This is a genomic window from Corynebacterium sp. (genome assembly GCF_012838985.1).
Classification (GTDB): Bacteria; Actinomycetota; Actinomycetes; order Mycobacteriales; family Mycobacteriaceae; genus Corynebacterium.
This window is the reverse complement of sequence record NZ_DUOE01000188.1, coordinates 1-12,160: the sequence shown is the minus strand read 5'-3', so window position 1 is coordinate 12,160 and position 12,160 is coordinate 1. Positions and strand designations below refer to the sequence as shown.

The following is a 12,160-nucleotide window of genomic DNA, read 5'->3' as shown; positions in this document are numbered from 1 at the left end:
CCGAGCACATCCGCCAGTGCTGGGCCTCCCTCTACACCGCCCGCGCGATCATCTACCGCCTGAAGAACAACATCCCCAACGAGGGTCTGTCCATGGCCGTCGTCGTGCAGAAGATGGTCAACGCCCGCGTCGCCGGCGTCGCCATGACCCTCAACCCCTCCAACGGTGACCGCTCCAAGGTGACCATCGACTCCTCCTGGGGCGTCGGCGAGATGGTCGTCTCCGGCGAGGTCACCCCGGACAACATCATCCTGGACAAGGTCACCCTGCAGGTCGTCAGCGAGCACCTCGGCGACAAGCACCACGAGCTGGTCCCCGACGCCGCCAGCGGCACCCTGATCCGACGCGACGTCCCGGCCGAGCGCGCCGCGATCCGCAGCCTCACCGACGAGGAACTGACCCAGGTCGCCACGATGGCGAAGCGCGCCGAGAGGCACTACGGCTGCCCGCAGGACATCGAGTGGGCCCTGGACGCCGACCTCCCCGACGGCGAGAACCTCCTGCTCCTGCAGTCCCGCCCGGAGACGGTCCACTCCAACGTCGCCGCCCCGAAGGCCCCGCAGCCGGCCGCCGCCCCGACCGGTGGCGGAGGCTTCAACCTCGGTTCCCTCACCTCCACCATCCTCGCCGCCCGCTGACCCCCACCCCCCCAAGGAGACATCCATGTCGAAGAAGTCCTTCCCCAAGCCCTCCGATCTGCCGGTGCCCGCGGGCGCCGAGGGATGGGAGAAGCTCTACCCCTACTACCTCGTCTTCCAGGACGAGCTGAAGGACAAGGAGAACGAGAAGTTCTGGTTCTGCGACTCGCAGCACTGGCCCACCGTGTTCAAGCCCTTCGAGACCATCGGCGCGGAGTACGCCGTCAAGTGCCTCGGGCAGTACAACGCTCGCCACCTCATGATCCCCAACGCCAACGGCATCGAGTTCCGCGTCCACCTCGGCTACCTCTACATGTCCCCCATCCCGGTGCCGGACGATCAGGTCGCCGACCGCGTCCCGGAGTTCCAGGCCCGCATCACCCACTACTTCCAGAACTGGGACTCCATGCTGGAGGACTGGAAGGTCAAGGTCCGCGGCACCATCGACGAGCTCGAGTCGCTCACCTTCAACCCCCTGCCCGACATGGTGCCCATGGCCGACATCGAGTCCGGCAAGGCCATGGACGGCTCCGAGATCCTGTTGGAGAACTACGACCGCCTCATCGCCCTGGCGTACCGCAACTGGCAGTACCACTTCGAGTTCCTCAACCTCGGTTACATCGCCTACCTCGACTTCTTCAACTTCTGCAAGGAGGTGTTCCCGGACATCCCCGACCAGTCCATCGCCAACATGGTGCAGGGTGTGGACATGGAGCTCTTCCGCCCGGACGACGAGCTCAAGGAGCTGGCCATCCTCGCCGTCGAGCTCGGCCTGCAGGAGCACTTCGCCGACACCGACGACTCGGAGGGAACCCTCGCCGCCCTCGCGGCCTCCCCCGGTGGCGAGCGCTGGATCGCCCGTTGGGACGAGGCCCAGGACCCGTGGTTCAACTTCACCGTGGGCAACGGCTTCTACGGTCACGACAAGTACTGGATCGACCACCTGGAGATCCCGTTGGGCTTCATCGCCGACTATATCCGCCGCCTCGACGAGGGCCAGATCATCAAGCGCCCCACCGCTGAGCTCATCGCGGAGAAGGACCGGATCGTCGACGAGTACCGGGAGCTTCTCGACGCCGAGCAGCTCGCCGTCTTCGACGCCAAGCGCGGCCTCGCCGCCACCGCCTACCCCTACGTGGAGAACCACAACTTCTACATCGAGCACTGGACCATGGGTGTGTTCTGGCGCAAGGTCCGCGAGCTGTCCCGCATGCTCCACGCCCACGGCTTCTGGCCGGAGGCGGACGACATGCTCTACCTCACCCGCAACGAGGTCCGCGACGCCCTCTTCGATCTGGTCACCGGCCACGGCGTCGGTGCCCCGGACGGCCCGATCGGCCCGGTCTACTGGCCCGAGATCATCGAGGAGCGCCGCGCCATGGTTGCCGCCCTCAAGACCGCCCGCCCGGCGCCGGCGCTGAACACTCCCCCGGAGTCCATCACCGAGCCGTTCACCCGCATGCTGTGGGGCATCACCACCGAGCAGGTCCAGTCCTGGCTCGGTGAGGACGACGACACCCCGGAGGGCACCCTCAAGGGCATGGCCGCCTCCCCGGGAGTGGTCGAGGGTTACGCCCGCGTCATCATGGACGCCGACGAGATCTCCGACATCCGGCAGGACGAGATCCTCGTCGCCCCGGTCACCGCCCCCAGCTGGGGTCCGGTGTTCGGCAAGCTCAAGGCCGCCGTCACCGACATCGGCGGCATGATGAGCCACGCCGCCATCGTCTGCCGCGAGTACGCCCTGCCGGCGGTCACCGGCACCGGCAGCGCCTCCACCACGATCCGCACCGGTCAGCGTCTGCGTGTCGACGGCACGAAGGGCACCGTCGAGGTGCTTGACGACGCCGCGCCCGCCACCGCACCGGCCACCGACACCGCCGACGCCGCCCTCGTGGCTCCGTAAGGGGTGCACCGATGACCACTCAGAGAACCGTCCTCATCACCGGCGCCGCCGGCGGACTGGGCCGCGCCTTCGCCGAGGGCTTCGCCCGCCGGGGTGACCGCGTCGCCGTCGCCGACATCAACCTCGACGGTGCCCGGGAGACCGCGGAGCTGCTGGCGCCCCACACCACGGCCGCCGCCTTCCGCGTGGACGTCACCGACCCAGACTCCACCGAGCAGCTCGCCGCCGACGTCGCGGAGTTCGCGGGTGGCCCGATCGACGTCGTCATCAACAACGCCGCCATCTACGCCACCGTCACCCGCTCCCCGCTCGAGGAGATCGACCCGGCCGAATGGGACCTGGTCATGGGCGTCAACCTCAAGGGACCCTGGCTGGTCACCCGCGCCTGCAGCCCCCACCTGGCGGACGGCGCCCGCATCATCAACCTGTCCTCCGCCACCGTCATGTCCGGGTCCGCCCAGTGGGCGCACTACGTCGCCTCCAAGGGAGGGGTCATCGCCCTGACCCGCGTCATGGCCAAGGAGCTCGGCGCCCGCAACATCACCGTCAACGCCATCGCCCCCGGGTTCACGCTCACCGACGCCAGCCTCGGACTCATGTCCGACGCCGCCTCCTACGGCGTCGACCGTGGCTCCATCAAGCGGGCCAGCGAACCGGAGGACATCGTGGGCGCCGCCCTCTTCCTCGCCTCCCCCGACTCGGGCTTCATCACCGGCCAGACCCTCGTCGTCGACGGCGGCCGCCAGTTCATCTGACAGCACACACACTTCCACAGGAGACCATCATGACCACGACCACCGTCACCTACACCGACGCCGAGGGCACCGCCCGGACCATCGACGCCACCGTCGGCGACTCCGTCATGGAGACCGCCGTGCGCAACGGCGTGCCCGGCATCGTCGCCGAGTGCGGAGGCTCCCTGTCCTGCGCCACCTGCCACGTCTTCGTCGACGAGGGCCAGGACGTCGACCTGCCGGAGATGTCCGGCATGGAGGACGAGATGCTTTACGGCACCGCCGTCGACCGGGAGGTGTCCTCCCGCCTGTCCTGCCAGATCCCCGTCACCGAGGGCATGTCCCTGTGCGTGACCACCCCGGAAACGCAGGTGTGAGTCATGAGCGACCAGACCACGGGACTGCTCATCATCGGGGCGAGCCAGGCCGGCGTGCAGCTGGCGATCTCGCTGCGCGGCCTCGACTTCGACGAGCACATCACCCTCCTCGGTGACGAGGACCACCGCCCCTACCAACGCCCCGCCCTGTCCAAGGAGTTCCTCCAGGGCACCTACGACAAGGAGCGCCTCATCTTCCGCTCCAACGAGTACTGGGAGGAGAACAACATCCGCCTCGTCAAGGGCGCGCGCATCGAGCGGATCGACCGTGCCCCGGACGGCTCCGGCACCGCCCACGCCACCGACGGCACGACCTACCCCTTCCGTCGCCTGGCCCTGGCCGTCGGCGCCCGCGCCCGCCACCTGCCCGTCCCCGGGGCGGACCTCGACGGTGTCGTCTACCTGCGCAACGCCGACGACGCCCTGGCACTGAAGGCCTCCCTCGACTCCGTGGAGGAGGCCGTCGTCATCGGCGGCGGCTTCATCGGACTCGAGGCCGCTTGCTCCCTGCAGCAGCTGGGCAAGAAGGTCACCGTCATCGAGCGCGCGCCCCGCCTCGTCGGCCGCGCCGTCGGCGAACCGACCTCGGACCACCTGCTCACCCACCACCGCACCGCCGGACTGGACATCCGCCTGGACACCGGCGTCGAGAAGCTCGTGTCGGACGACGCCGGGCGCGTGTCCGGGGTCGTCACCGACGACGGCACCACACTGCCCGCGCAGCTCGTCCTCGTGGGCATCGGCGTCATCCCCAACACGGAACTGGCCGAGCAGCTGGGCCTGGACGTCGACAACGGCATCGTCGTCGACCGCCACGCCGTCGCCTCCGACGGCACCACCATCGTCGTCGGTGATGTGGCCAACCTGCCGAACCCGCTGCCCGGCGCGGACCCGACGGAGCGGATCCGTCTGGAGAGCGTCAACAACGCGATCGAGCACGCGAAGGTCGCGGCGTACTCGGTCGTCGGCAAGCGGGAGGACTACGCCGGCATCCCGTGGTTCTGGTCGAACCAGGGCGATCTCAAGCTGCAGATCGCCGGCCTCTCCCTCGGTTACGACACCACCGTCGTCCGACGCGACGAGGAACAGGGGAAGTTCAGCGTCCTCTACTACCGCGACGGGCGGATCATCGCCGCCGACTGCATCAACCACCCGCTCGACTTCATGGCGGTGCGCAACGCCCTGGCCAAGGGGCAGGAGATCCCCGCCGCCGAGGCCGCCGACGCGACCGTCCCCCTCAAGTCCCTCATCAGGAATCTGGAGCCCGTCTCATGACCACCCCACCCGCCTGGGCCCCGGCCACGCCGGAGAACCACATCGACGACCCGCGTGCCCGCCGGTTCGCGGCCTCCCACCCGGAGCGCCCCGTCCCCACCCGCGAGTTCGTCGACACCGCGCCGATCTGCCTGTCCCCGAGCTCCGGCCTGGAGGATCTGTGGCGCGCCATCGTCCCGGAGACCCGCACCCGCGCGAACGACCTGCATCTGCCGATCGTCACCGCCTACGCCACCCGCCTGTGCGACGCGTACCCGCAGGCCGACCGCGAGCTGGTGCTCATCGCCACCGCCCTCCACGACACTGGGTGGGCGCACGTCGACGAGTCCCGCATCATCTCGGAGGGCTTCCGGGGCGACTGGCGCAAGGCCGCCATCCGCTTCGAGCACGAACGGGAGGGCTGCGACGTCGCCCGCCGCGTACTACCCGACCTGGGGTACGACGAGGAGTTCATCGAGCGCGTCTGCGAGATCATCGACGGCCACGACACCCGCCACGTCGCCTACTCCCTCGAGGACGCACTGGTCCGCGACTCGGACCGGCTGTGGCGCTTCGACCGGGCCGGCATCGCGATGTCGTGCACCTGGTTCGACATGGACCCGGCGACCTACGTCGACCGCCTCGAGGCGGAGATCCTGCCGGAGCTCATCACCGACGCCGCCCACCAGATGGCCAGCGCCGACCTGGGCCGCTGCCGGGAACTGCTGCGGACGGAGATCATCCGATGACCGCGACGCTCACCGACGCCCGGGGCCGTCGGGCGGCCCTCGACCTGCCCTACACCCACGTCGACGACTTCTTCATCGACGGTGCCTGGCAGCCCGCCGCCACCGAAGAACGCAACCCGGTGGTCGACCCCGCCACCGGCGAAACTTGGGGCTCCGTCCCCGCCGCCACCCCGGAGGAACTCGACCGGGCGGTGTCCGCGGCCCGGGACGCCCTGGCCGGCTGGTCCGCGCTCAGCGCCGCCGACCGGGCCGGGTACCTCCTGCGCATCGCCGACGAGATCGAGGCCCGCAGCGAGCACCTCGCGTACACCAACACCAGGGAGAACGGCTCCCCCGTCTCCGAGACCCTCGGAGCGGCGGCCAACGCGGCCGGCATCTTCCGCTACTTCGCCACCCTGGCGTCCTGGCTCGACGACGAGGACATCCGCCCCTTCCCGGCGGGCGGCGCGGAATCCATCGTGGACAAGGACCCCATCGGGGTGTGCGGACTCATCGCCCCGTGGAACTTCCCCATCAACCTCGTGGTGATCAAGCTGGCCCCGGCGCTGCTGGCGGGCTGCACCGTGGTGATCAAACCGGCCTCCCCCACTCCCCTGTCCATCCGCTTCATCATCGACGCGGTGCAGGCCGCGGGTGTGCCGGCCGGTGTGGTCAACCTGCTCACCGGCCCGGGCCGTTTCGGGGACGCCCTCGTGCGCCACCCCGGCGTGGACAAGATCGCCTTCACCGGCTCCACCCCGGTCGGGCGGAAGATCGCCGCCGCCTGCGGCGAGCTGCTCCGCCCGGTCACCCTGGAGCTCGGCGGCAAGTCCTCGGCGATCGTGCTCCCCGACGCCGACCTCGACGCCGTCTCCTCCGTGCTCATCCGGTCCTGCATGCGCAACACCGGCCAGACCTGCTACATCTCCACCCGCATCCTGGCCCCCGCCTCCCGTTACGGGGAGATCGTGGACATGGTCGCCGGGACGATCGCCGCGGCCCCGCAGGGGGATCCGCTCGACCCCACCACCGTGTTCGGTCCGGTGGCCACCGCCGCGCAGTTCGACACGGTCTCCGGGTACCTCGAATCGGCCCGCCGCGAGGGCGCCCGCATCGTCACCGGAGGACGGGCCGCCACCGCGGACGAACTCGCCCCGGGGCTGGAGGACGGGGAGTTCATCGTGCCGACGGTGCTCGCCGACGTCACCCCGGACATGACCGTCGCCCGGGAGGAGATCTTCGGACCCGTCATCACGATCCTGCGTTATGACGACACCGACGGCACCGCCGATGAGGCCGTGGCCCTGGCCAACAACACCGAGTTCGGGCTGGGCGGCATCGTCTTCGGCGCGGACGAGTCCCGAGCCCTGGAGGTCGCCCGCCGGGTGGACTCCGGTTCGGTGGGCATCAACTTCTTCGGCTCCAACCACTCCGCCCCGTTCGGCGGCCGCCACGACTCCGGCATGGGGGTGGAGTACGGCATCGAGGGGCTGAGCGCCTACCTGAGCTACAAGTCCATCCACCGCCGCCGCTGAGAGCGCTGGTAGCGTCAACCGCACCATGAGCTCCCAGTATCTGCGGCACATCCACCGCCGTCGGCTGCACCGCGCCGCCCTGCGTGTCACCGCCGGCGGTCCGGGCACGGTGCTGCTGCTCACAGGTCCGGAGGGGTCCGACCGCCGCGGTGTCCTCGAGTCCGTGCTCACCCACCTGGGTGGTCGTCCGCAGCACCGGGTGGCGCTGTTCCCCTGGAACCGGGACGAGCCCGGCGCGCTGTCCTCCCTGCTGCCCACGCCGCTGGCGGACACGCTCGTCGTCGTCGATGATCTCCACCACGCGGATGAGCGCTCGCTGCGGCAGCTGATCTCCACGGCGCGGCACCCGGAGTCGACGGTGTCGGTCATCGCGACGGTCGACGGCCCGGGGCTGGACCATCTGGCCACCGACGTCGTCTCCCTGCCGCCGCTGACACTGGCGGAGACCTCCGGTTACCTCCGCTCCGTCACGGGCCGGACGGTGCCGGTCGCGCTGGTCGAGCAGATCCACGCGGAGACCGGCGGCTGGCCCGGCGCGGTCAACGCGCTGCTCGCCTCGTTGCCGGAGGGGGAGCTGGTGCGGAGGGGCGTCGATAAGCGGGAGCCCGCTGCACACCTCGCCCTGGCCCGTGAACTCGTCGCCGAGGGGGAGCTGCCCACCGCGGAGCTCCACCTCGACGAGTGCCCGCCCGACCTCGAGCCCGCCGAGCAGGCCAGCCTGCGCGGCCACCTCGCGCTCAACCGGGGTCTGCGCCGCCGCGCGCACGAGTACCTCGCAGATCCCGGCCCGGAGCCGCACCACCGCGCCCGCAGCGTGCTCCTCTCCCTGGCGGACTGGGACCTGGCCGGCATGCAGGCGAAGGTCGCCGCCCTGCGCGCCGACTCCCCCGCCGATACCGCCACCGTCGAGGCACGCATCCTGGGGCTCGTCGCCGACGCGGCCTGCTCCGGGCGGATGCCGGCGCTGGACATCACCCCGGACACCGCGGTCAACCGCCAGCGCCTGGACATGGTGCACGGCTGGCTCGCGCTCACCTTCGACGATCCCCTGACCGCCCGGGAGCGTCTGCGGCACCTGCCGGAGCAGTCCCCGGTGATCGGCGTGTGGCAGGACGCGTGGCTGGCCCGCACCCTCTACGTGCTGGGCGAATGGACCACCGCCGCCAGTGTCGTCGAACGTGGCCTGGCCACCGGTGAAACCCACGGCATGGAGCTGCTCGAGCCGATGCTCCTGTGGACCGGCGTGCAGATCGCCGCGATGCAGGGCGATGACCTGCTCGCCGCCGACTACCTCCAGCGTCTGACGCTGAGTGAGGACGCCTTCCTGCTGCAGTCGCTGCCCGCCGCCATGGGCCGCATGATCGTGGCCGCGAACTCCGCGGACCTGCCCTCCGCCCTCCGCGCCGGTGCGCTGCTCGCCCGCACCGTCTCCTCGACGGACACCCAGCATCCCGGCTTCTGGCCCTGGGAGGACGTCTACGCGCAGACCCTCATCCGGGCGGGGCGTATCGACGCCGCCGACGAGGTCATCACCGGCGCCGAGGAACGCCACACCCCCTCCGGTCTGGTCTCGCTCACGGCGAAGAACGCCGTCCCCCGCGCCACGATCCAGTTCCAGCGTGGCGACGTCACCGGCGGGCTGCAGACCTTCGAGAATGCGGTCGAGGCGATCCTGGGCACCCCGATGCCCGCCTACCAGTCGCGCATCCTCTTCGAGTACGGCAAGGTCCTGCGCCGTCACGGCCGCCGCCAACGTGCCGACGAGATCCTCTCCCACGCCGCCGAGATCTTCCGGCAGATGGGGGCGAGCGTCATGGTCGAACGTTGTGCGGCGGAGCGCCGGGTCGGTGGCGTGGGTGGTGTCGGTGCGGTGGCGCGCACCAACCCGCACGGGCTCACCCCGCAGGAGGAGCAGATCGCCGCGCTCGTCGCGGAGGGGGCGACCAACAGTGCCGTCGCCCGTGAGCTCTCCCTGTCGACGAAGACCGTGGAGTACCACCTCACCCGCATCTACCGGAAGCTCGGGGTGCGCACGCGGCAGGGGCTGCGGGAGGAACTCGCCCAGGGCTGAGCCCCCGGGGAAGCCCCGGGGGCGGGTCGGTGTCTACCGCACGTACACCGGTCGGGTGAACGCGAAGATCACCGCACCGGCCAGGCCGACAGCCGCGTAGGCGAAGAAGCCCCACGGGTGCGCCATGCCGAGGCTGATGAGCAGGCCACCGACCATCGGGCCGGAGATCGCACCCAGGCGGCCGATGCCGGCGGAGAAGCCCATCGCGGTGGCGCGCATGTTGGACGGGTGGTTCTCGCCGACGAAGGCGTAGACGAGGTTCTGCGAGGAGAACACGAACACACCCGTGATGAACACCACCACGTAGAGGCCGAGGAGCGGCAGCTTGATGGCCATGAGCGCGAGGAACACCGCGGAGGCGAGGAACCACACGAGGCCGGTCCGCCGCGGGGAGTGCACGTCGGAGACCTTGCCGGCGATGATGAGGCCGACGACGGCACCGACGTTGAGCACCAGCAGGAAACCGAGGGAGTTGCCCAGGTCGTAGTCGGCGGCGCGCATGATCTGCGGCAGCCAGGTGTTGAGTCCGTAGACCAGGAGCAGGCCCATGAAGGACGTCGCCCAGATGGCCAGCGAGTTGCGGCGGTACTTGGGAGCGAGGACGGAGGCCAGGGAGCTGCGCTGCTTGTCCTCCTGAGCGGCCTGGGCGGCGGAGCGGTCGAGTTCGTCGGACAGTTCCATGCCGTACCGGGAGGCGATGTCCTCGGCCTCGGTGACGCGTCCCTTGGCCAGCAGGTACTGCGGGGATTCAGGGAGCAGGAAGAACATGATCGGGGCGAGGATGATGCCGGGGACGGCGCCGACGATGAACAGGGAGTGCCAGCCGAAGGGCTCGATCATGAGGATGGCCAGCAGGGCGGTGAGGACGGCGCCGACGTGGTAGCCGGTCATGACGGTGGTCGTCGAGGAGCCGGCCCGGGCGCGGCCACGGAACTCGGTGACCATGGAGATGGCGGTGGGCAGGCAGCCGCCGAGGCCGACGCCGGCGAGGAAGCGCAGGAGCATGAGCATCCACACGGAACCGGCGAAGCCCATGCCGAGGGTGAGCAGGGAGAAGGCCAGGACGGAGACGATCATCACCCAGCGGCGGCCGAGTTTGTCGGTGAGGGTGCCGATGGCCAGGGCGCCGATGGTCATGCCGATGAGTCCGGCGGTGACGATCTGGGTGCCCTCGGCCGCGGTGACCTGCCAGGTGGGGTCCTCGATCATGGAGGGCAGGACGGCGCCGATGACGACCATGTCGAAGCCGTCGAGAAGCACGGCGATCCACAGGAGGATCGTGACGGTCAGGGTGGAGCGGGTGCCGGCGCGGGGCGCGGGCGGAGCGGTGGTGGTCATCTACACCTCGAACTTCGGGAGGTCGAGGCCGACGTACTGCTGCGCCAGGTAGGTGCGGCCGGCCTCGGTGGACAGGACGGAGCGGAGTTCGGCGCGGGACCGCTGGGTCTGGAAGTACTCCTGCTCGGGCACTGTGTGCAGCATGGAGGACATCCAGTAGGAGAAGTGCTGGGCCTTCCACACGCGCGGCACGGCGAGCGCGGAGTACTGGTCGAGCAGGTCGCGGTTGTTCTTCTTGATGGCGCGCGCCAGGCCGGGGGCCAGGGCGGCGACGTCGGCGACGGCGAGGTTGAGGCCCTTCGCGCCGGTGGGCGGCACGGTGTGGGCGGCGTCGCCGGCGAGGAAGAGGCGGCCGCGCTGCATCGGGTCGGTGACGGCGGAGCGGAAGCGCAGGACGGCCTTGTCGAAGATCTCGCCCTCGGAGACGCGCAGGTCATCGGTGGAGACGCGCTTGTGCAGCTCGTCCCAGATGCGCTCGTCGGACCACATGTCGACGGTGTCGTCGGGATTGCACTGCAGGTAGTAGCGCTGGATCTCCGGGGTGCGGGTGGAGATGAGTGCGAAGCCGTGCTCGGAGTTGGCGTAGATGAGTTCCTTCTGGGTCTGCGGCGCGTTGACCAGGATGCCGAACCAGGCGTAGGGGTACTCGTGCTTGGCGCGCACGGCGCCGGGCAGCTCGGTGACGAGCTTGCGGCGCGGGGAGGCGGAGCCGTCGCCGGCCATGACGTAGTCGGCGGTGAGGGTGTGCTCCCGGCCGTCGTTGGTGGTGTAGGAGACGGTGACCTGGTCGTCGTCGTAGCCGGTGACGTCGGTGACCTCGGTCTCGAAGAAGATGGTCTGGCCGGCGTCGAGACGCGCGGCGATGAAGTCCTTGAGGTACTCGTGCTGCGGGTAGACGGCCATGTGGTGGCCGGTGAGCCCGGCGAGGTCGATGCGGGTGCGCTGGCCGTCGATGGCGAGCTCGATGGCGTCGTCGATGTCGGCCTCCGCGTCCATGCGCTCGCCGACACCGGTCTCACGCATGAGGTTCATGGTGCCCTGCTCGAGGACTCCGGCGCGGACGGTCTCCTCGACATCGGCCCGGGAGCGGGACTCGAAGATGACGGACTCGATGCCGTACCGGACGTGGAGCAGGTGGGCCAGGGTGAGGCCGGCGGGGCCGGCTCCGATGATGGCGACGGGTGTGTGGGACATCAGTTGTCTCCTTCGAGGTCGGTGACGGCCTGCTGCAGGAGCTTGAAGCCGTGGTTGGAGTTGGGCACACCGGCGTAGACGGCGGTGTGGAGGAGGACCTCTCCGATGAGGTCGGCGTCCACCCCGGCGCGCAGGGCGGCGCGGATGTGCATGTCGAGTTCGCCGTCGTTGCCCACGGCGGTGAGGATCGCGATGGTGAGCAGGCGGCGCTGCGTGTGGTCGATCGCCTCGCGGTTCCAGATGTCACCCCAGGCGGTGCGGGTGATGAAGTCCTGGAACTTCTCGGTCACGGGCGTCTGCTTGGCGACGGCCGCGTCCACGTGCGCGTCCCCCAGCACCGCACGGCGGTTACGCATTCCGGTCTCATGGGCCGCTGCGCGGCCCT

The 12,160-nt window shown here is 70.0% G+C and carries 11 protein-coding genes; 8 read left to right on the top strand and 3 right to left on the bottom strand.

Features of this window, described 5'->3' with window-relative positions; all coding sequences use genetic code 11:
• From GXZ33_RS10820 to GXZ33_RS10785, 8 genes are all read left to right on the top strand, one after another.
• Nucleotides 1-638: PEP/pyruvate-binding domain-containing protein (locus GXZ33_RS10820; protein ID WP_291341040.1), on the top strand; the 638-nt coding region annotated here is incomplete at its 5' end.
• A gap of 25 nt (nucleotides 639-663) precedes the next feature.
• Nucleotides 664-2,544: a PEP-utilizing enzyme gene (locus GXZ33_RS10815; RefSeq protein ID WP_291341039.1), complete on the top strand. Its 1,881-nt coding sequence runs from the start codon at nucleotides 664-666 to the stop codon at nucleotides 2,542-2,544.
• A gap of 11 nt (nucleotides 2,545-2,555) precedes the next feature.
• Nucleotides 2,556-3,299, top strand: coding sequence for an SDR family oxidoreductase (locus GXZ33_RS10810; protein ID WP_291341038.1), 744 nt, complete (start codon nucleotides 2,556-2,558; stop codon nucleotides 3,297-3,299).
• A gap of 29 nt (nucleotides 3,300-3,328) precedes the next feature.
• Complete coding sequence (locus tag GXZ33_RS10805; RefSeq protein WP_291341037.1) at nucleotides 3,329-3,655, top strand: 2Fe-2S iron-sulfur cluster-binding protein; 327 nt, start codon at nucleotides 3,329-3,331, stop codon at nucleotides 3,653-3,655.
• Nucleotides 3,656-3,658: 3 nt separating this feature from the next.
• Nucleotides 3,659-4,930, top strand: coding sequence for an FAD-dependent oxidoreductase (locus GXZ33_RS10800; protein WP_291341036.1), 1,272 nt, complete (start codon nucleotides 3,659-3,661; stop codon nucleotides 4,928-4,930).
• Complete coding sequence (locus GXZ33_RS10795) at nucleotides 4,927-5,658, top strand: HD domain-containing protein (RefSeq protein ID WP_291341035.1); 732 nt, start codon at nucleotides 4,927-4,929, stop codon at nucleotides 5,656-5,658. The genes GXZ33_RS10800 and GXZ33_RS10795 overlap by 4 nt, the downstream gene beginning before the upstream one ends.
• Entirely contained in the window at nucleotides 5,655-7,172 is a 1,518-nt protein-coding gene (locus tag GXZ33_RS10790; protein WP_291341034.1) for an aldehyde dehydrogenase family protein, read from the top strand. The genes GXZ33_RS10795 and GXZ33_RS10790 overlap by 4 nt, the downstream gene beginning before the upstream one ends.
• A gap of 25 nt (nucleotides 7,173-7,197) precedes the next feature.
• On the top strand, nucleotides 7,198-9,243 hold the full coding sequence (locus GXZ33_RS10785; protein ID WP_291341033.1) for a LuxR C-terminal-related transcriptional regulator: 2,046 nt from the start codon (nucleotides 7,198-7,200) through the stop codon (nucleotides 9,241-9,243).
• 33 nt (nucleotides 9,244-9,276) lie between these two features.
• On the opposite strand, the gene GXZ33_RS10780 is transcribed toward GXZ33_RS10785, so the two are convergent.
• From GXZ33_RS10780 to pcaC, 3 genes are read right to left on the bottom strand one after another with little or no spacing between them, the layout of a single operon-like run.
• Nucleotides 9,277-10,581, bottom strand: coding sequence for an aromatic acid/H+ symport family MFS transporter (locus GXZ33_RS10780; RefSeq protein ID WP_291341032.1), 1,305 nt, complete (start codon nucleotides 10,579-10,581; stop codon nucleotides 9,277-9,279).
• Nucleotides 10,582-11,775, bottom strand: coding sequence for a 4-hydroxybenzoate 3-monooxygenase (locus GXZ33_RS10775; protein WP_291341031.1), 1,194 nt, complete (start codon nucleotides 11,773-11,775; stop codon nucleotides 10,582-10,584).
• The gene (gene pcaC / locus GXZ33_RS10770; RefSeq protein WP_052437886.1) at nucleotides 11,775-12,131 is read right to left on the bottom strand and encodes a 4-carboxymuconolactone decarboxylase; all 357 of its coding nucleotides are present in this window, start codon (nucleotides 12,129-12,131) and stop codon (nucleotides 11,775-11,777) included. The genes GXZ33_RS10775 and pcaC overlap by 1 nt, the downstream gene beginning before the upstream one ends.
• Nucleotides 12,132-12,160 lie beyond the last annotated feature (29 nt).

What these genes read in the sequence shown, in the direction of transcription:
- GXZ33_RS10800 (WP_291341036.1), top strand. Translation starts at nt 3,659, where the DNA reads ATGAGCGACCAGACCACGGGACTGCTCATCATCGGGGCGAGCCAGGCC.
- pcaC (WP_052437886.1), bottom strand. Translation starts at nt 12,131, where the DNA reads ATGCGTAACCGCCGTGCGGTGCTGGGGGACGCGCACGTGGACGCGGCC.
- GXZ33_RS10805 (WP_291341037.1), top strand. Translation starts at nt 3,329, where the DNA reads ATGACCACGACCACCGTCACCTACACCGACGCCGAGGGCACCGCCCGG.
- GXZ33_RS10775 (WP_291341031.1), bottom strand. Translation starts at nt 11,775, where the DNA reads ATGTCCCACACACCCGTCGCCATCATCGGAGCCGGCCCCGCCGGCCTC.
- GXZ33_RS10795 (WP_291341035.1), top strand. Translation starts at nt 4,927, where the DNA reads ATGACCACCCCACCCGCCTGGGCCCCGGCCACGCCGGAGAACCACATC.
- GXZ33_RS10815 (WP_291341039.1), top strand. Translation starts at nt 664, where the DNA reads ATGTCGAAGAAGTCCTTCCCCAAGCCCTCCGATCTGCCGGTGCCCGCG.
- GXZ33_RS10780 (WP_291341032.1), bottom strand. Translation starts at nt 10,581, where the DNA reads ATGACCACCACCGCTCCGCCCGCGCCCCGCGCCGGCACCCGCTCCACC.
- GXZ33_RS10790 (WP_291341034.1), top strand. Translation starts at nt 5,655, where the DNA reads ATGACCGCGACGCTCACCGACGCCCGGGGCCGTCGGGCGGCCCTCGAC.
- GXZ33_RS10810 (WP_291341038.1), top strand. Translation starts at nt 2,556, where the DNA reads ATGACCACTCAGAGAACCGTCCTCATCACCGGCGCCGCCGGCGGACTG.
- GXZ33_RS10785 (WP_291341033.1), top strand. Translation starts at nt 7,198, where the DNA reads ATGAGCTCCCAGTATCTGCGGCACATCCACCGCCGTCGGCTGCACCGC.